Source organism: Granulicella tundricola MP5ACTX9, from assembly GCF_000178975.2.
Lineage (GTDB): Bacteria > Acidobacteriota > Terriglobia > Terriglobales > Acidobacteriaceae > Edaphobacter > Edaphobacter tundricola.
The window spans coordinates 83,730-102,650 of record NC_015057.1; the positions used below are offsets into that span (position 1 = coordinate 83,730).

At 59.3% G+C, this 18,921-nt stretch carries 7 protein-coding genes and 5 pseudogenes; 2 read left to right on the forward strand and 10 right to left on the reverse strand.

The window, feature by feature from the left end:
• Window positions 1-109: 109 nt before the first annotated feature.
• The 3 genes and pseudogenes from ACIX9_RS19160 to ACIX9_RS24105 all read right to left on the reverse strand — a co-directional run bounded on the left by ACIX9_RS19160 (window position 110) and on the right by ACIX9_RS24105 (window position 9,287).
• The gene (locus tag ACIX9_RS19160; protein WP_041597980.1) at window positions 110-3,475 is read right to left on the reverse strand and encodes an Ig-like domain repeat protein; all 3,366 of its coding nucleotides are present in this window, start codon (window positions 3,473-3,475) and stop codon (window positions 110-112) included.
• Window positions 3,476-3,564: 89 nt separating this feature from the next.
• Window positions 3,565-7,334: pseudogene (locus tag ACIX9_RS27915) on the reverse strand (outer membrane beta-barrel protein).
• A 69-nt stretch (window positions 7,335-7,403) separates the two neighbouring features.
• A complete protein-coding gene (locus ACIX9_RS24105) occupies window positions 7,404-9,287 on the reverse strand; it encodes a family 16 glycosylhydrolase (protein WP_049789438.1) in 1,884 nt (627 codons plus the stop codon).
• Window positions 9,288-9,564: 277 nt separating this feature from the next.
• Between ACIX9_RS24105 and ACIX9_RS19180 the strand changes: the two genes are divergently transcribed.
• Window positions 9,565-10,830, forward strand: coding sequence for a hypothetical protein (locus ACIX9_RS19180; protein ID WP_013572754.1), 1,266 nt, complete (start codon window positions 9,565-9,567; stop codon window positions 10,828-10,830).
• Between the two features lie 140 nt (window positions 10,831-10,970).
• Here the strand turns inward: ACIX9_RS19180 and ACIX9_RS24995 are convergent, their stop codons facing one another.
• Window positions 10,971-12,554, reverse strand: coding sequence for an ISL3 family transposase (locus ACIX9_RS24995; RefSeq protein WP_013572755.1), 1,584 nt, complete (start codon window positions 12,552-12,554; stop codon window positions 10,971-10,973).
• 151 nt (window positions 12,555-12,705) lie between these two features.
• Here ACIX9_RS24995 and ACIX9_RS19190 point away from each other — a divergent pair.
• Window positions 12,706-13,535 (forward strand): annotated as a pseudogene (locus ACIX9_RS19190) (helix-turn-helix domain-containing protein); the annotation flags it as partial.
• Window positions 13,536-13,640: 105 nt separating this feature from the next.
• Here ACIX9_RS19190 and ACIX9_RS26040 read toward each other — a convergent pair.
• From ACIX9_RS26040 to ACIX9_RS19210, 6 genes and pseudogenes are all read right to left on the reverse strand, one after another.
• Window positions 13,641-14,513 (reverse strand): annotated as a pseudogene (locus tag ACIX9_RS26040) (transposase); the annotation flags it as partial.
• A gap of 256 nt (window positions 14,514-14,769) precedes the next feature.
• Window positions 14,770-15,323 (reverse strand): annotated as a pseudogene (locus tag ACIX9_RS19200) (PDDEXK nuclease domain-containing protein).
• The gene (locus ACIX9_RS27080; RefSeq protein ID WP_408609734.1) at window positions 15,308-15,739 is read right to left on the reverse strand and encodes a hypothetical protein; all 432 of its coding nucleotides are present in this window, start codon (window positions 15,737-15,739) and stop codon (window positions 15,308-15,310) included. Before ACIX9_RS27080 ends, ACIX9_RS19200 begins: the two are co-directional and overlap by 16 nt.
• Before the next feature lie 111 nt (window positions 15,740-15,850).
• Window positions 15,851-16,489 carry a sugar-binding domain-containing protein gene (locus ACIX9_RS27085; protein ID WP_157478134.1) on the reverse strand — a complete coding sequence of 213 codons (639 nt, stop codon included), beginning with the start codon at window positions 16,487-16,489 and terminating at the stop codon, window positions 15,851-15,853.
• Between the two features lie 547 nt (window positions 16,490-17,036).
• Window positions 17,037-17,123: pseudogene (locus ACIX9_RS27555) on the reverse strand (hypothetical protein); the annotation flags it as partial.
• Between the two features lie 124 nt (window positions 17,124-17,247).
• Window positions 17,248-18,552: a GRP family sugar transporter gene (locus ACIX9_RS19210; RefSeq protein ID WP_013572757.1), complete on the reverse strand. Its 1,305-nt coding sequence runs from the start codon at window positions 18,550-18,552 to the stop codon at window positions 17,248-17,250.
• Between the last annotated feature and the right edge of the window lie 369 nt (window positions 18,553-18,921).

Consider the following 18,921-nt stretch of genomic DNA (forward strand, 5'->3'; position numbering starts at 1 on the left):
CTTTTAAGAGGATGTCCGCGGGACGGGCAGACGGTGATCTCCTTATCAGGAGATCACCGTCCTGCGGAACTAGCGATGCTTTAACTTCACACCAGCTACAGGTTGAGAGTTATTGCACGGTAAGGGTGAGGCTTATAGTTTTCACGATGTTCCCCGTCCCGTTCGCAGGGATAGTCGTGGAGCCGTTTGGAGTACCGGTAAGAGTGACCGTAACGTTGGATGTGCCTTTGGGTGTCGGGCTGGAGGTGCCTGCACAGCCATTGATTGCGAGCAGTGCAGTGCCGATGCTTAGCAATAGGGCTAGGGTCCCGAAAGAGCGCATCACACCGAGTGCCTTGCGTCTGCGCGCCATGCCAATCATCAGGAGCATACCGAAAGGCATCACCCATGCGACTGTGGTTGGCGCAGGAGTATAGGTTGTGATGATCAGTTGAACGGTTTGCGGGGTGGCAGTGCCACTGAATGCTAACGTTGCTGGCAGGAAGGTGCATTGGGTGTTCGCGGGCAGGCCCGAGCAGGCGATATCGACCCCACCCACATAACCACCGATGGGAATGATGCTGAAGCTGGTCGTGACCGACCCGGGTGCAGAGACATTCAGTGCCGACGGCGCGTTGCCGATATCGAACTGCTGCACCCGGATGGCGACGCTGATGGCGGCGGAGGTTGAGGGAGCGAATCCTGAATCGCCGCCATAGACTGCGGCGATCGCATACACACCGGCGGGAAGTGCTGTGGTCGTGACCGTAGCCACACCGGTGGAGGAGTTGACGACCGCCGATACCAGCGTTGTGCCGTTGCTCACAAAGTTCACCGTGCCTGTGGGCTTCGCACCGGTCACGCTGGCGAGAACCGTGGCGGTCAGCGTGACGCTGGTGCCAGGTGCCACTGGGGTCGCGCTCGTGATGCTGCTGGTGAAGGTAGTTGTAGTGGGTGCCAGCGTTACCACGATGCTCTGCGTCACGCCCGAACTTGCAGCGTACGTGGCATCTCCGCTGTAACTGGCGTCGATCGTATTGTTTCCCGCAGCCAGGCCGGTGATCGATGCAGAGGCTGTGCCATTGACCAGTGTCACCACCTTGTACGTTGTACCGTTCACAAGAAATGTCACTGATCCGGTGGGTGCACTGGTGGAGCCTGCGGGAGCGCCGACAACCGCTGTTGCGGTCACCGTGGTTCCGTAGGGCACTGTCCCGGAAGGGTTGATCGTGAGGCTAAGAGTCGTTTTCGGAAGGTTGATGCCGGTCCCGGTGAACGCGCCCGCGATGGCAGTGGCGTTTGTCGCCTGCGTGTTGAAGGTCAATGTCTCAGTGCGCGTCCCGACGGCAGTTGGGGTGAAGATCCCAGAGACGGCGCAGGTGGCTCCGGTAACAAGCGTGCCCCCGCTAGCACAGGCGTTAGCGGAGGAGGTGCTGACCGCGAAGTCGGTGGTGTTGCCTGAGGTAGTAAACAGTGGGGAGCCGAGTGCGAGCGAGAGGTCTCCGTCATTGCTGAGGCTGAGGCTTTGTGCAGAGCTTGAGGAGCCGACGTTGATCCTGCCAAGGTTCAGCAAACCAGCTGTGCGGCGGATGGCAGCCACAGCAGGCGCACCCGAGTCCGCAACATAGAGATTGCCCGCACTATCCGCAGCGAAGGAGGCAAGCGACGTCAGCCCCACGCCAAGCGACGTGGCGCTGTTGCTGCCATAGCTACCGCCGGTAAAGGGAATGCGAAGGATGGTCGCCGAGCCTGCTGAAAGAACGTACAGGCTGCCGGAATCGTCCACAGCAACTGCATTCGGAGATGTAAGACCTGCGGCTATGACGCTCGCAGTCGTGCCGGTGATTTTGGAGATGCTGCCCGCCGTGGAGTCTGCCACGTAGAGGCTGCCGCTTGCGTCGAAGGCTATGCCCGCAGGCGCTTTGAAGCCACTGCCCACGATGCTGGACGCTGAGAAGTTACGAGTGCCGCTTTGGTTCGGATAGCGGACGACTGTACCTGCGCCGGAGTTGGCAACGTAAAGGCTTCCGCCGGGTCCAATCGCGATTGCCCCCGGCGATTTGAGCCCGGTTGCGATGGCTGCCGGTGCGGCGTACGCGGTGCCGTTGTAAGGAACCTGTATCACTGTGCCCGTGGCGGTTTCAATGTAAGCTGTACCGTCCGATGCCAGGGCCACGGCGGTGGGCTGCGTCAGACCGGAGGCAATCACAACCGCGGTGGTGCTGCCCGGCGCGAAGTACGAAACAGTGCCTGCGGTCTTGTCTGCCACGAGCAACTCCCCGCTAGCACCAACGGCAATGCCGGAGGGTGACTGCCATGCGCTGCCCACGTTTGTCTGTGTCCCGGGATCGAGCACGAGGCCTGCCCCGGAGCCCTGTCCCGCCACAGCAACCGTGCCGATGACGCCAGCCGCTGACGATAGAACGACCGCGCCGTTCCGTGCACCGATCGACTGCGGCGTGAACGTGAGGTCCAGCGTGCAGGACGAGCCTGCGACGTAGCTTTGACCGATCGCGCAGCTTCCACTGCCTGCACTGACGATCTCGGTCGATGATCCCGTACCCGCCGCGTAGCGGATGCCGGTCAATACCTGTGCGCTGTTGAAGATCACGGAGACCGTCTGCACCGATGATTTGATCCCCACTGCGGTTGATCCGTATCGGATCGCACCGAGCACGTTCCTGAAGATATTGGTGCCGTCGGTTGTGAGGAGCACGCCGTTTGGCGAGACAGCCACATCGTTCTGGGAGCTTGCTGTAAGAACCGTGAAGGCTCGGGTGCCGTCGAGCGTTCCGCTGATGAAGGGTACTTCGATGATGCCGCTGTAGGTTGTGACGAAGACGTCGCCTGATGCGTCGGAACGAAGGCCGATGATGGTGTTGAACGTGCCTGGGACAGCCACGGATGCCGTTGCACCGGCAGGCATACTATAGAGCACGCCGGCGGTCGAGTAGGCCAGGTCTCCTGCTGCGTCGGCAGCCACGTGTGAGTTGGCATCCAGCGTAATGCCACCGACAGTGGAACATGCGCCGGCCTGCGTGATTTTGAAGAGCGTCGTCTCATTGTTGCCTGCTACGAAGACATTGCCGAGGCCGTCGGTGGCGACATCCTGTGTACCGAGGTAGCCGTTATCGATGGAGCCACATGTGCTGAGGATATCCGTGGCCGTGCCGCCGCCGATGGGCACCTGCCATAGGTGTCCTGAGTAGTCCGTCAAATAGGCATAGGTATCGTTTGCCGCCACGCCTTTGGGATATCCACCGCTACCGGAGGGTGCAGTGTAGAGGATGATCTCCGCCCCGCCGCTTGCGGGTTTCTCCGCGAGGATGCCGGAAGCCGGACGAGAGAAGAAGATGTCGCCGCTGGAGTCGGTGGCGAGAGCCTGTGATTGCACCAGATCGCTGTACGGCATGGTACTGGAGAAGGTTGCGGCTGCTGGCGGTGTGAAACTCTGCCCCAGCGCTGTGGTACCGATGCTCGCTGCGATGGCAAGCATAATTGCTGCAATGTTCCTGGCGTGTTTCGTAACACAAAGAGTGCGCATGTCGAGTCCTCAGATCCTGGATATCGGGTGAATGATGTGGCTTAGAACGTGAACTTCGCTGCGAGCTCTACGACGCGACGGCCTTCTTTGATCGTTGACACACCGAAGCCGGGAGCTACCGTAGCCGTCGCGGGATTTGCGGTGTAGCCGGTTGGCAACAGGTTGCTCAGGTTGAGCTGCACCTGTTGCGGGAAGGAGGTGGAGAAGCTCGTAAGCGGGTGGTTGGCAAAGTTGAACGCGGCAAAGCGAAGCTGCAGGTTTTTCGATTCCCTCATAGGGATGTTGCGAACCAAGGTCAAATCGCTGTTGAAGAAGGCGGGCCCATGAATATATGGATCGTTGAACTGGCCGTTCTGTCCGATTTGCGGAAGCTGAAAGCACGCGCCGTTCACAAACTGATTGGGTGCGGTGTGAGCGCCGGGATTGCACGTAAGGACGGGCTGCAACTGCACGTCCGGCGTCCCCAGAAACGTCTTGTTATCCACGTTCAACTGCGTTCCGCCGCTCGGACCCAGCTTGCCGACCAGGTTGAAGTTTGCGTAATAAGTCGCCTGCAGGTTGGGTCCGCTCTGCAACCCTGTAATGCCGGAGATAGCCCAGTTGTTTAGGAGCATGCGCAGCGCGCGTGCTCCTTTGTACGGCGTCCCTTCGTCGTAGCTGTAGCTCGCATTGAAGATGTGGGTGCGGTCGAAAGAGAGCACACCATAGTTGTTGCGGAGGTTCGTGGCGTCGACAGCGTTACCGTTATAAAAACCATCCTTGATTCCGAGCGCCTTGCTCCAGGTGTAGTTCACGCCATAGCTCAGGCGGCCACTTTGCTTGTTGAGGCTGGTCTGCAAACCGTTGTAGTAGGAGTAAAGGTTGTGACGCGGTTCGTAGATATTGCCCAGCTTGCTGTAGGGGCGGAAGTCGTTGACCTGTGCGGTGCTGAGACTGTCAATCAACCCGAGCGGTGTAACGGCTCCGGTGACTGGATCAGGATGAAAGAACGCTCCAGTTGGAACAGGATTGACGTTCTGCAGAGAGAGCCCGAGATTATTCACGTTCTGCGCAGTCAGATCACGTCCCTGATTTCCCGTGTAGGCGATCTCGAAGTGCATATTCTTCGGCATCTCCTGATCGACGGTAAAGCTGTAGGTATAGGTAAGGGGTTGCTCGTCGTCATTCCGATCGACAACATAATTATTGGCTGAGGCAGAGCCGGAGCTGAAGTTGCCGTTTCCGACTGTGCCAGATACGTTGCTCGCGCCAATCTGCTTCAGGTCGATTCCCGCGCCGCCCGAGACGCTGGTTACAGTTACTCCCTGCGCCTGTGATGCGGGGAGCTGGATCACGTTCCAATTGTCATGGTTGCGATACATACCCCATCCGCCGCGCACCATGGTCTTACCGTTGCCAAAGGCGTCAAAGGCCATACCGAGGCGGGGTTCGTAGAAGGCAAAGCGTGCTGCCACCCCTGAGTTGGGGATCGAGCTGTTGATGCCGTGATACGTATAACCCTGATGAGCGTTGCTCGTATCGCCCGCAGTGGTTGGGTCGAAGACTGCAATGCCTTGTCCATGCGCATCCTGCCATGGCCCCAGGTGCTCGAAACGAAGGCCATAGTCAATCGTCAGACGAGGAGTAATCTTCCACGAGTCAGTGATGTACCAATTGATATTCCAGAAATAAGATTCTGCTGCGGTTCGATATTCTGCTGGCTGAACTGCTCCACCATGCCCTGCAGGAAGTTCGCAAGATAGTTGCCGCTGGTGAAGACAGTCGACCCATCCGGATCGGTGAAGCTTGGCGCGAAGTAGTAGTTGGCGATGCGCCCGCTGGTGCTTGAGACCTGGGATGCCAGCCGCTGGTTATTGACGACTTTCTGTCCATACACACCGGCCTTAAGAGTGTGCGACTTCACCGCGAACGTAAAGTTATCCGCAAGCGAAGGCAGCGTCTTTGTCGCATACGGCTGTCCGACCGAGAAATCCGGTGCAAGATTCAGCGGTAGCCCATCCGTGCCGTAGTCGCTGAACTGGGGAAACTGCGTGCTGTTGCTGATCGGCTTCCCCGTCGCAGGATTGGAGAGGCCATAGTACGAGCTTGGATAGCCGATCGTGCTCTTCAGCAATGCGCTCGGCGTCTTCGGCCCGAAGTCCTGGTGGAGCCACGTCATATTCGCCTGCAACTCATTCGTCATGCGCGGAGAGAGAATGACCGTCAGGTTCAAGCCAGCGGTCTGAGAGTTGACCGTGCTCAGCAACCCCCCGCCCGGTGTGTCAATACCGCCCATGGGAGCGGTTTGGGAAGGCGAATAGTACGGAACCTCAGGCACACCTTGGCTGCCGCGCTCCACGTTATACGTCCCAAACAGCTTCACCTTGTCGGAGAAGGAATAGTCGATGCGCGTGCGTCCCTGCCACAGGTTGTTGTTGATCAGGTTGGTGTGAAAGTAGTTGAAGCCATTCAACGGAGCGCTGTTTGGCAGCGGCAGCGTATTCAACAACGCAAGCGCACCGGGATCGAAGTAAGTCGACGCAATCTGTCCATTGCCGGTCGTGTGATTGTCCCGTGTCTGCGTGGGGACCGTGGCAATGTTGTTGTAGGCCGCATTCGCGATGTTCGAACTGCCGTTCGTATTACATCCGCTGATGATCGCTGTACCCAGGTAGGCCTGCAACGATCCGCAACTGAAGTCGCCCTGGCGCATCGCTGCGGTCGGCACAAGCGCGTGCGCAATGGCTTGAGACGCGCTGCCGTACGCGTAGATGTTGCGCTGTGCGTAGTCTTCAGCACCGATGAAGAAGGTGAGCTTCTTGTTGTGATTGAAGTTTGTTCCCGGAATTAGCAACGGTCCGCTGAGATTGCCGCCAGGATAGACATACCGGTCTGCAGGCTTCGCCTGGCTTTCATACTTTGAGAGCCAGTCCTGCGCATTGAGCTGATAGGTCCGGGCATAAGCGTACAGCTCGCCATGGAAGTCCTTAGTTCCGGACTTGCCCACCGCGTTCACTACGATAGGCCCGTTTGAGGTCTCAGCGGTGAAGTTGGAGGTCTGCACCTTCACCTCTTCCACCATGTCTGAGTTGACGTTCTGTGTGGAGTCGCCGTAGTTGCCGGGGTCTGAGACGTTCGCACCATCGGAGAGCAGCGTCACGCCATTGGCCGCGTTGCCGTTGGCTGCATACGAACGCAGCGCGCCCGTCACGCTCACCTGCGATGGGTCATACGCCTGGTTGTCGATCGAGCCTGAGGTCTGTGCGATCGCAAAACCGGGTAGCATCTTCACCAGTTCGCCCACGTCGCGGCCTTCAATGGAAAGCTTCTGAATGTCCTTGGCGGTGATCAGCGTACTGCGTTCCCCGGAGTTGCTCAGGCCGGAATCGCTGGCCGATACATCGACCTCCTGCGTCACCTCGCCGATCTGCAGCATGATCTTGGACAGGTTCTGCGTATCCTGCGGGTTCAGGTGAATGCCCTCGACGACGCTGCTCTTGAAGCCGCCGAACTTTACCGTCACCGTGTAATCCCCGGTCGGCACGGCTGCAAAGACGAACGATCCGCCGGAGTTGCTCTTGGTCCTGCGCACGCTGCCGTTGCCCGCGTTGACAAGCACAACCTCCGCTCCCGGGACGATCGCATTGGAGGAGTCGACGATGTTGCCGCTCAGCGTTGCCGTCGTGGTCTGGGCGTAGGCGGCATGCGGCATCAGCGTCACACACACCATTGGGAGTAAGGCAACGCCGAACGCCGCCGTCCTAAAGAGGGAAGCCGGTCCACGCTGCTGATCGGCGCGGTAGCGGACAGTTTTTGAGGTTAGATTGCACATGCGTGTTGCCTCCAAAGCAAAGGTGAAGCGGTAAGAGTCAAAGTTTGTGACCGGCCGTCAGCGGTGGCATCATTGCGGACGTACCGAAAAAAGATCGATGTTGGCCATGACGCCAGAGGCCCCGGCGGAGTCCGTCACGAGTGCCAGCGTGTGCCGGCCGGCGCTCAGATGGACGATGGGCGACTTGACCTCTTGCCATGTATCGTTCCCACCCGTTGCGGGCAGGGAAAATGGCTTCGACAAAGGCTTCTGGTCCAGGTTGAAGTGCAGCGTACCGCCTGCGCCTGCGGAAGCCGTCCGCACGTTGATCACATAATCGCCATCCTTCGCCACCTCGACGGAGTAATTGATATAACGTCCAGCCTTCAGCTCTTTCAGCGAGTATCCACGGGCGCTGTTCTCTGTCCCTGCTGCATCGGCCATCTCCTCGATCCGCGGCCCCCCGTCCCCGAACTCCGCGCTATACGTGTAGCCGGCGCCGCCTGCGTCGAACCGTTCTGCCTGCACCACGCCAGGCAGCGGAGCCGCTTCGCCATCGAACGCCGCGTCCGTGCGCGTCACGTCCACATAGTCGAATCGCACAGAGTTATCCGCCTTGTTATCCCGTGAGGTGGCAATGAGACCCGCGATCAGGTCATGCTTCAACGCCAGCTTCGCATTGCCGATCGCGTCCCATTTCTTCCCATCAGTTGAGGCGTAGCCGGTGAAGACGTCGCCCAGCCGCCCCACCTTGAGCCAAGTGGCCGGTCCTTTATAGAGCACCTCGCCCGGGACCTCGCCGCGGGCCGTGCGGAAGCGGAAATGAACACTCCCATCCGGCGACACAAACGCCATCGCATAGGGCGACGCCGCACCCCGGCCCTCGCGCAGCATCACCCCAGCCTTCGCCTGGGCGACTTTGGACGACTGGTCGATCACATGCGCGGTCACCTCGCCGTCGGCTGCCATGGGCTTGTACGCAAACTGAAACTGATCGAAGCGTCCTGAGATACCGGCCCCGCCTCCCGCCACCGTGTAAACCCCGTCGCGTAGAACTGCCGAACCCGCCTCCGCCGGGCCGCCGATATCTGCGTTCGACCAACCCGTCGCAAGTGCCTTCTCCTGCCGCTGATACACCCGTACATAATCGACGACCATCGTCGGGGTCGCACCTGTGCTTGCGTCTGGGTAGCCGAAGAACCCGCCCCCCATCGCCAGGTTGAGCAGAAGCGAGAAGGGACCGCGATCCTGCTCCCACTGCTCCTTGCCCGTCAGTGAGCCGACCGAGGTTCGGTGATAAAGGTAGCCGTCCACATAGAAGTCGACCGCGCCAGGCGTCCAATCCACGGCAAACTGGTGCAGACCGGCAGCGGGATTCGCAGGAAAGATATAGTCCGCGCTTTGATCCAGAAAGCCAGTCTTTGATCCAGGCGCGAGCGGCCCATGCACTGCGCCGTGGATCGTCACCCCGTCAATCTTCTCTGGTGTGCCGGGCAGAGGGTTCCACTGTTCCATCACATCGATCTCGCCCACCGCCGGCCAGTGAACACCGCCAACCTCCTGGCCCAGCGCCCAGAACGCCGGCCAGATCCCTTTGCCTGCCGCCGGGATACGGATGCTGGCCTCAAGACGTCCATAAAGGAAGCTCGGCACGCTGACCATGCGGGCAGAAGTGTAGACCGGGGAAGAGGCCTTCTTGGCGCCGACAGTAACGGTCGCGTCGGTGCGGATAGCCACCAGAATCAGGTGCCCCTTTCCATCCAGATAAGCGTTCGGCTGATCGGCCCTGCACGGCGCGGAGGAGTCTCGCGCGCAGTACATCTCCGCCTCTTCATTGCCCGCAATTGCCGCTCCAGGTCCGGTTTGAAACTTCCAGTTCGCTGCATCCGGCGGAGCGCCCGCCGCGCCATTGAATTCGTCGCTCCAGACAAGCTTCCACCCAGAGGTCTGCTGCGCCCCGGCACGAACCAGCAAGCAACACCCTAACGAGAGAGATAAGACAGACCTGAAATACCGCAGGCGATGCACGTCGGACATGTTCTTTCCTTACTGACAGAGAGATCTAAAAAGCTGTGATTGAAAGCGAGGCCAACCCTATCTAGGCCGGAGCTCCACCGGATAGGTGCGCTACTGCATTGAGCTCAAGGTTGTAGCTCAACCTGCTTATTATGTTGCAGTTAGCCGTCTAGCTTGATGGCCGTTGGGCGGAGTATGATACTGTCATCGTCTGTCGCAGGACCCACATCTACCCATGCAAACGGAAATTCAAGGCATTCCCTCGGAGGTTGTGGAGCAGCAGCTTGGCCGCTTGCGGAGTAGCCCCCTCTTCAGCCATAGTCGGCGATACCCCACGTTTCTGGACTACGTCGTCCGCAAGATGCTCAACGGACAGGGCGATGAGCTGAAGGAGCGGACCGTAGGCATTGAGGCCTTCGGTCGAGCCTCGGATTACGACCTGAATGCCGATCCAGTCGTTCGCGTCACAGCCGGCGAGGTTCGGAAACGGTTGGCACAGTATTACTACGACCCCGAACACCTCCATGAGCTCAGAATCGAACTGCGCCCAGGATCCTATGTGCCGGAGTTTCGTCTGGCAGAAAGTCCTGCCGTTGGAGCCCCACCGTCTCGCGCGCTGACCTTGTCGGACAACAACATCACGAAGGAACCCGGAGTCTTACCCTATCCCGCGCTGCCGTCCACGCCGCCCCTCGTTCCAGTGCAGCCAGCTTGGCACGATGCGCACATCAACCGTTGGCGCGGTCTCTCCATCTGTCTCGCCGTCGCGCTGGCAGTTGCGATCGTTGCCGCACTCATGCCGCATCTGCGCCGGGACTCCGCCACCGACCTCTTCTGGCGGCCCGTCATCGATGCCAACGGCCCGGTCATGATCTCAGTCGGATCCGTCGTAGCGATGGTCAACAGCAACGCAGTGGCTCCCGCCCCGTTTACCGTCAGCGGGCATCCGCTCGCCTCGGACCCCATCGCGGTCTCGGACGCGACGGCACTCTCCAGCATTCAGCAAGTGCTTTCCATGCGCTCCAAGACGTCAACGCTTGCGTCCTCGACCGGCACTTCGTTTTCGGACCTGCAGAAGGGTCCGATCGTCCTCATCTGTGGCTTCAACAACCAGTGGACAATGCGCATTACCGATCCATTGCGCTTTCACTTCGTCCGCACCTCCACCGATGACTACACCATTCAGGACCGCGATAGTCCCGAGCACCGCCAGTGGAGCATCAACACGGCCGGGGCGTTCATCAAGATGAACGACGACTACGGCCTCGTAGCCAGGTTCCATGACCCCACCACCGAGCAGGTCGTCGTCGTCGCAGCTGGCATCGGTGAGAATGGGACGATCGCGGCCAGCCAGGTGCTGACGGATGACAGATATCTTGCCGAGCTCAGACGAAACAAGCTGCTGCCGCGCCCTGACCAGAACTTCGAGGCGATCGTCCAGACCCAAATCATCGATGGTAAGCCAGGGCCTCCTCGCATCGTGGCCAGCTACATCTGGTAGTTTGAGTGAATCTATTATTGAATTACGTCCGATAATGAAGCTTATGTCTCCTGCAAGTTGTAGGAGCAAAGCAATAATGGCTCTTCCGTACATTTGGTGAAGGATGGTTTAGTTGGGGCGGCTGCTCTTGGCCGCCCTGTTCAGGCGGTGTGAAGCACTCTGAGTCTGAGCAGGTCGAAGCCGGCTCTGCCATACATCTGGCGCTTGATGAGCTTGAGCCGATGGACGTGGCCTTCCACCTGGCCCTGGCTCCACGGGAGCTTGAGAGCCGCTTCAACCGCATCTCGATCTCTGGTCAGGTGGCTGGCGAAGCCGGCCAGTGCCGTTGTCTTCGCAGCCTCGAACCACGGTGTGAGGGCTGGAAGATCTCGCTGCGTGATGAGTCGGAAGAACTCCTTGGCCAGCTTGGCCGCGACAGACACCTCGGGTGAAGCCTGGTAGACCTGTTCAAGATAAGTCTGAGCGGAGGGCGTTTCCTTCAGGATGTGCCAGACCGTCTGCCGGACTGAGATACGTGGTGCAGCTCTGTGTGGAGCGGCTGCTGCCGAGGTCGGTTGATAGCCACGCCGGCAGCGAAGCCAGCGTCTCACGATGTTAAGTTGACCCGTGAAGCCTCGTTCCCGCAGTTCGCGCCACAGCCGGGACACGTTCCTGCAGCCCTGCTCAAGCCGTCGGTCGAGGTACTCGGCATAAGGATCGACGATGCCTGGACGTGGGCTCCGTTGCGCTTCGGGGAACGTCTCGGTTCTGAGGAACTTGCGTACGGTGCGATGATCGAGTCCCAGCTGTCGGCCGATCGCAGCATGGGACGCTCCTGTCTGGCCCAGCCGATGCACCTCTTCGTAGCGGCTGAAGCGACGCTCCCGGTTGCGGAGGCTGGCCCGTAACTCCCACGGCGGAACCGAAGGTTGCGGAGATGTGACGACGCCTGGAACCTCCCCCATGCTGCTTCTCGCTGCTTGTGTGAGCAGTCGATGATGCGGACTGAGCGCGTTTTTCAGTGCTTCGCTCAGGTTCCGCAACAGGTGCCAGCGATCCGCCACCTGTACGGCTCCAGGCGCGGCCAACCGTGTGGCTTGAGCGTAAATACCGCCTCGGTCCCGGCTCACGATCTCACTGCCAGGATGCTCCCGAAGCCACTCAGCGACAGTTCCAGCCTCCCGGTCCGGCAGCAGATCGATCACCCTACGGCTCTCCAGATCGCACAGGATAGTGCCGTAGCGATGGCCTTTTCGCCACGCCCAGTCATCGATACCGAGTACACGCGGAGCCACGACCGGCGCACATCGGGCGCGGCAACGAAGCTGCCGCAGTAAGGTGGAGCCACTGACCAGCAGGCCGAGACGACGGGCCAGCCGAGCTCCGGCCTGACCGCCGATCATAACCGTGATCCAGTCCAGAGCTTCACAAGAACGCAGCGTCCGCCGACTATAGCGGAGCACGGTGCCGGAAAGCGGTTCGGTAAAAATGCGCCGGCGGCAAGTCTCGACAACACAGAAGAACTTGCGGGTCTGAAGCAGGATCGAGACCGGAATACCTTCCCACGGCAGATCGCCCAGCCTGCGTAGATACCGGCTGTGAACCCGCCGCGAAGCCGTACCGCAGACAGGGCAGCAAGAGAAAGGGCGAGAGGTTCGAAGCTCAACCTCAATCAACCCAGTCCTGGGCCGCAAACAAACCAATTCAACTTCAGAAGTGCTCGGTAGCAGCGTCCCTCGAACCATCCGGAACCTCCAGCGTGCTACCTCCTTGCTACGCCTGCAAAGAGCCGCTGGAAAGAATCACCAAATGTACGGAAGAGCCGCAATAATGTCGTAGCTCTGCAAAGCCAAAGTGTCGCTGCCCCCATCCTGAGTTGAGGGTCGGCGGCGGCAGATGGGTTGGCTACAGATGAGCAAGCGGGAGTTACGACGGGTTGAGGTTTTGACCGAGGTATTGGCAGGCAGTCGTACGACGGAGTCTGCGGCGGGTGTGCTAGCCGTGAGCTTGAGGCAGGCGCAGCGACTGGTGGCCAGGTACCGCGACGGTGGCGGCGGAGCCCTGATCCACAAGAGTCGAGGCCGGCCGGCAAGCAACAAGTTGGCCGCGGGTGTTCGTGAGCTGATCCTGGAACTTGTCCGGCAGAACTACCGTGACCTTGGGCCGACGCTCGCAGCTGAGGTTCTGCTGGAGCGGCACGGAATTGCGGTCTCACGCGAGACCTTGCGTAAGTGGTTGGTCGAGGCCGGCGTTTGGCTATCACGCAAGCAGCGCAGGAGTTTCCACCAGCCAAGACTGCGACGGGAGCGTCGAGGTGAACTGCTGCAGATCGACGGTAGCGAACATCGCTGGTTCGAGGATCGCGGCGAACCCTGCACGTTGCTGGTCTTCATTGACGATGCCACAAGCGGCCTGATGCAGCTGCGCTTCGTTCCCAGTGAGAACACGGGCTTACTTCAGTGACGCAGTTCGGTCGTGCCCTGGCGGAGCTGAACATCGAGATCATCTGCGCGAACTCCAGCCAGGCCAAGGGGCGCGTTGAGAGAGCCAACCGCACGCTGCAGGATCGCCTGGTGAAAGAACTCCGACTTGAGAACGTCTGCGATATGGAGACCGGCAACTCGTTTTTGCCCGGGTTCCTCGAGCGCTTCAACGACCGGTTCGCCCTGCATGCTGCTAAACCTGAGAACCTGCATCGACCTCTCAACGTCAAGCTGGATCGCCTCAACAGGAGGGACATGCCTGCGGTGATGAAGCTCCCGTAGCAGCGTCGAGCGACTCGCGAGCAGCTCTAGACGCTCCGCTAGTCTCGCTCTCGCCCGGCCGCCCAGGGCAAGCGTGAGCCAGCGGAGTGCTTCGCCTAACCGGCAGCTTTTGTCCGAGCGAAGGTGTTCCGGCACTCCCTTCATCACCATCACATCGGCCAGCGCAGAGATGACCCTGGAGCTTGACCAGCGGCGTTCCGCACGCACCAGCAGGCTTTCTCTGGTGTGTTCGTCGATCAGGTTGAGAAGCCGTACGCTGCGGCCATCATGCGTCCGAGCACTGACGAAGTCGTAGCTCCATACATGGTTCCGCCGCTCCGGCCTGAGCCGCACGCACGAGCCATCGTTGAGCCACAGGCGTCCTCGTGGCCTCTGCTTCTGTGGAACCTTTAGCCCCTCGCGACGCCAGATACGCTCCACGCGATCCTTGTCCACGCGCCAGCCAGCTCGCTTGAGCAGCGCCGTGATCCGGCGATACCCATACGTACTGGCTGGCAAGCTGAACGATCGCCTGCGTAAGCGCATCTTCGTCTTCCCGCCGGATCGCACGGTAGCGCTGCGTGCCGCGCGGCTGGGAGGCCAGCCGGCATGCCCTGCGCTCTGTCATCCCATGCTGCTGCTGTGCATGGTCTGCTGCGATCCGTCGTCGCTCAGGGCTTAGAAGTTTCCCGAGGCGAAGTTCTTCAACGCAAGATTATCCAGGCTCAGGTTCGCTACCAAACGCTTCAGCTTGGAGTTCTCCTGCTCCAACCCCTTCAGTCGCTTCGCCTGGTCCACCTGCAACCCGCCGTACTCCTTGCGCCAGCGGAAGTCGGTCTGCTCCACGATCCCGGCTTCCTTACACGCCAGAGCCGTCGTCTTCCCGTTCGCTACGGCTACTTCGATCTGTCGCAACAGATTTACCACCTGCTCAGGCTGGTACTTCTTCCCTCGTCCCATATGCCCTCTCTTTGTCCAGTGTCTCTCTTATCCACTGGCACATTTCAAGCCGGACACTCCAGGAACACTCCGGTATCGCGAGGTTGAGGATGAGGTCAACGGGATCACGTTCAAGCATCGGATCGCAGAGATCCATGCCATTAGCCTGAAGCGGCTCTCGAAGGTCGTCGAGGCCGCCGATGATCCGATGGATGGGGCTGACGACGAGTAGCCGTCAGCCTGGGTGGATGAACCGCGGAGTTCATCCACTCTTCTCTTAGTCTTCTGCCTTACCAATCATCAGGCTCCATTCATGAAGCTTCCGCTGCAGGAGCGCCTTCGGAATCATTTTTGTTTCGTACTGGGCTACAAGCGCCAGCGAGAGATGCCTGCTCATTGCGTACTCCACGACTTCATCGTCCTTTGTTCTGCACAATAAAACGCCGATGCTCGGGTTTTCATGCGGCCGTTTTCTATCCCGATCAAGGCCCCCAAATAAAAAGAGAGCTGGCCCATGTGCTCAGTCGCGAATCGCCCAGTCTTGAGTTCAAAAGCAACAAGACATTGAATATCCCGGTGGTATAAAGACATGTCGAGTTCGAAGTCCTGGTTGCCGACCTGCACCCGAACCTTCTCTCCGACGAAGGCGAAGCCGTCTCCCAACTCCATCAGGAACTTTTTGAGGTTCAAGAGTAGTCCTGCCTGGAGGTCCGCCTCGCTGTGGGCTTCCGGGAGATCTAGAAAGTCCAACATGTAGCTATCTTTGAAGACGACGACAGCGTCTATCGGTAGAACTCGCGACACTGTTGCGAGTTTTAGATCGGACAACATTGTTCGTTCAAAAGCCGCATTTCTGATCTGATGTTCGAGCTCACGATGCGACCAGCGTCCGTGAGTCGCGGAAAGCAGGTAAAACCAGATTGCAACGCAGGCCCTTGCGCAGAATATCGGCGTCCTTTCGCTGTAAGCGCCGGCATCGCCTGCCCCACGAAGGGGAACGTTTGGTGACGGTCCAGCCCGCGCAGCTTCACGATCTTTCCATTCAGCGAGAAACCATGGTCCGTAAAAGTAGCCTCGCGGAAGCCTATGCGACGATGCTCCTCATCCAGCGGCTTCCCTGCTTCGATCAGCCGCACATGTATGGTGTACAGGCTTGGATCATGGATGTCCCATAGCTTGATCTCGCCAACCCTTCCAGGGTCACCGTATGTCTGGCTGGATCTTCCGCGGTCTGCGTGCTCGCGTATACGGGAGCCGTAGTCGCAGGGTTCATGTTCGCGTTCGGATCAGGCGCATCGGTGAGCTTACCCGTGCTCGTCGTCTTTGCGATCACGCGATCTCCATCGCGTAGCTCTACCTCAATCGTCAGATCTTCGGCGGATTTGCCCGCCAGGAAGACATCGACATCCACCGTTGGCGTAGCGCTCAGCACGCCTTTTGGCCGCGCGGAGATGTTGTCGATACATGTCGGTGAGACAATCCGCAGAGATACTTCTCGATAGACCACCAAACGTCAGGTAATCGATCTCGTATCCAAATGTAGGGATATCAGGCCGCTCTGTTGAATCGAGTTGCACCACCAGCACGTTCTCACCATCGTGATGCAGATGCTCCGTGAGGTCGAATGAGAACGGCGTGGATCCACCCTTGTACTCGCCGAGCGATACGCCATTTGATCCACACCGTCGAAGCGGTATTGCTCCTTCGAAATCCACGAAGACCCGTTTGCCCTTCGCCGCGGCGGATGTACGGAACCGGCGGCAATACGTCGAGATAATCGCATAGTCCTTCTCGTCCAAGCTGTGCCACGGGAGCGTCACGTTCGTGTGTGGAATGACCACCGGCTCGAAGGCAGCATCGTTGAATGTCACCAGATGCGCCCCCTCGACCCTGGCCGGCTTATACCGCCACTTCCGATTCAGCGGGAGCGTCGTCCTTGCTACAGCCTCTCTCCCCTTCGCCCACGCAGACGCGCCTCGCTGTGCCGTTGCAGCCATGACCGTCCCACTCATTTTGATGAACTTGCGTCTTTGCATTTTTCTCCCATTCTCCCCCTGCTAAGGTCTTCTTCTCGCTTGCATCGGCATGAGCTTGTCGCCAATGCAAGCAGCCCCTTCAAATCCATCTCGGAACTCGGCTGCGTGCCCCGAGGCAACGATCGCTGCTGATCGATTCAGTGGTCGTACGAGCCCATATCGGCGTCCACCAGCGAGCCCAGCGGATCAAACTCGATGTGCTCCTGTGCCTTGGCAAGCATTCTTCCTCGGGGCCCATTCCCGGCTGGGACACCTGCGCTTGCGTAAACTGTAACAGTCTTGACCGCATTGGTTGAAGGAGCCCCATTGCTCACTCATGTCGCCGATGGCGTAACACGAGAGAAAGCATCACCTTCGATGTGCCAGTGTGCATAGTGACTTGGTGCGCTGAGTCCTATCTTGCGCCGCCACAAGAAGCTGCTCCATCCCTCCTTCGGCCTTTAGGTTGCTAAAGTACGGTAGAAGTAAAGTCAGATATCGCGGGTTGAACTACGCGGCTTGAGCAGGATCAAAAGGTGAAGGTCACATGATCTGCTTGCGGCTTCCCGCTACTGCCGTTGATGATTTCGAACTCAACTGGCTGTCTCCCTTGAAGTGATTTGTAGCCGGCATGCTGGAGCGCGCCGAAAGATACGAAGACGTCCGGACCGGCATCACGGCCAGAAAGCCGAGGTTCTTTGCGTTACTTACGCCTCTCTTCCCGATACAAAATGGTGCGTTCAGCTGAAGCGGGTGTTGCGCCACAGTGCCCAACCGCCGCCTAGGAGCGCAAGAACCAGTACTGCCGTAAGGACCGCAAGCCAACGTATATCAATGAAGATGGGTGGGACAATGGCACGGGAGCCAAGCCAGATGAAGACGCCCACGGCGGCAAGGACGATCATGACATCCCACCAGCGGCGGCGTTCATCGCGTGCGCCAAACTCGTCGCCGCTCTGCGCACTCAGCACCTCCCAATAGTCGAGGCCGTAGCGGTCGCACTCGCGCTCCAGCGCGGCGTTATTGGAAAGATGCTCGCGGGACGATGCGACTGCAGTGCTGATGGCGAGTGCACCGAGGATCATGATGACCGAGCCGCTGATGACCAAGATCTTGTGCGCGCGGTCGGCGGTGGCAAGTTCTCCAAAGACGAGCGCGCCCCAGGCCAACCCCCAGAGCTGGTTGGTGTTTGACAGAGGGATCCCACGGCCGATACCCAGATACTTTGCGGCGAACTGCTGGAAAAGGTCGCCCACCACCCAGACGAAGCCTCCGAGAAATAACCAGAAGAGTAGATGCTGGCTATGCACAAGCTGGAAAACACTCGAGTGCGCGCCTCCATCAAGCGTCCAGGTAAGAGCAAACATCATGCCGAGCTCGCCCACAGTGAAGGCCGTAACGAATGAGAGTGGGTTCATGCCGCTCAAGTAGGCCTTGCGATAGGGCACATACATCGTGCCCCACATCAGGCTGGCTCCGGCTGCGGCTATCAAACCGTGCACCGCGTGGGGTGCCCTGACGCCGCTGCCATGGATGGTGCTGAAGCCGAGCATGATAGCGGAGACGACTATAAGTACCGCGCCAAACACCACCTTGATCGTGTTTCGGAAACCCGCGCCCTCAAGCTCGCGAAAAAGCACACGCCCCCACAACAGGCCGATGAGTGAATTGGTGTTCCAGAGCGGGAACGCCGTCGCCAGGCCGACATCGCGAATGGCGAAGACGGTAAGGGTGTTAGCCACGGCCCAAAGGCCGCCAGCCAGAATGGCCCAGACAATGAGGTGCTTCTTCGCCATCAGGTCAGCGAAGACGTAGGTGGTGCCCTTCAGCAGCGTCGGAAAGGTCCAGCGTGCGGTAAAGACGCCTGCTACCATGCAGAGCGAAATGGCAAAGGGCGAGAAGCCCGCGTTGACCAGCTTGGTTGGTGCCTCTGCCGCGCCCAGCCACACGCCCGCGGCCAAGCCGCAGAGAACGCCCATCACGTGCAGCGAGGTGACGCCACGGAAAGCTACATTCTGCGCCGGTGCGGTTTGGCTTGTGCCCATTGCACTGCTCCTTATCCAGTCAGTCTCATTCCATTAGCTGACCAGTCGATACTGCAGCGGATCAGTCTTTCGAAGCGGGTGCTTATCATTCGTTGCCGGGACACGACACGATGCAGAGATTCAGTGCAGGATCACGAGCATGACAACACCTCCGAGCAACACGAGTGCTGGGATCCAAAACTGGATGTCCGTAAGGATTGCCTTGACCGTCTCCGATCCGTTCATTTTGGAAGGCATACAGAAAGACTCCGATAAGGGGCGCGTGCGGAAGCGGGATGATCTCCGGTAGCGCTAACGTCGCGCAACCATAGCCACTTCGATTCATGGATGTCAAGTAGACAAATGAGTCAGCATTGCTTTGACGCTTGC

Excerpts from the sequence above, each read along its gene's own strand:
- ACIX9_RS19210 (WP_013572757.1), bottom strand. The coding sequence starts at position 18,552 with ATGGGCACAAGCCAAACCGCACCGGCGCAGAATGTAGCTTTCCGTGGC.
- ACIX9_RS27085 (WP_157478134.1), bottom strand. The coding sequence starts at position 16,489 with ATGGCTGCAACGGCACAGCGAGGCGCGTCTGCGTGGGCGAAGGGGAGA.
- ACIX9_RS24995 (WP_013572755.1), bottom strand. The coding sequence starts at position 12,554 with ATGGTTCGAGGGACGCTGCTACCGAGCACTTCTGAAGTTGAATTGGTT.
- ACIX9_RS19180 (WP_013572754.1), top strand. The coding sequence starts at position 9,565 with ATGCAAACGGAAATTCAAGGCATTCCCTCGGAGGTTGTGGAGCAGCAG.
- ACIX9_RS19160 (WP_041597980.1), bottom strand. The coding sequence starts at position 3,475 with ATGCTTGCCATCGCAGCGAGCATCGGTACCACAGCGCTGGGGCAGAGT.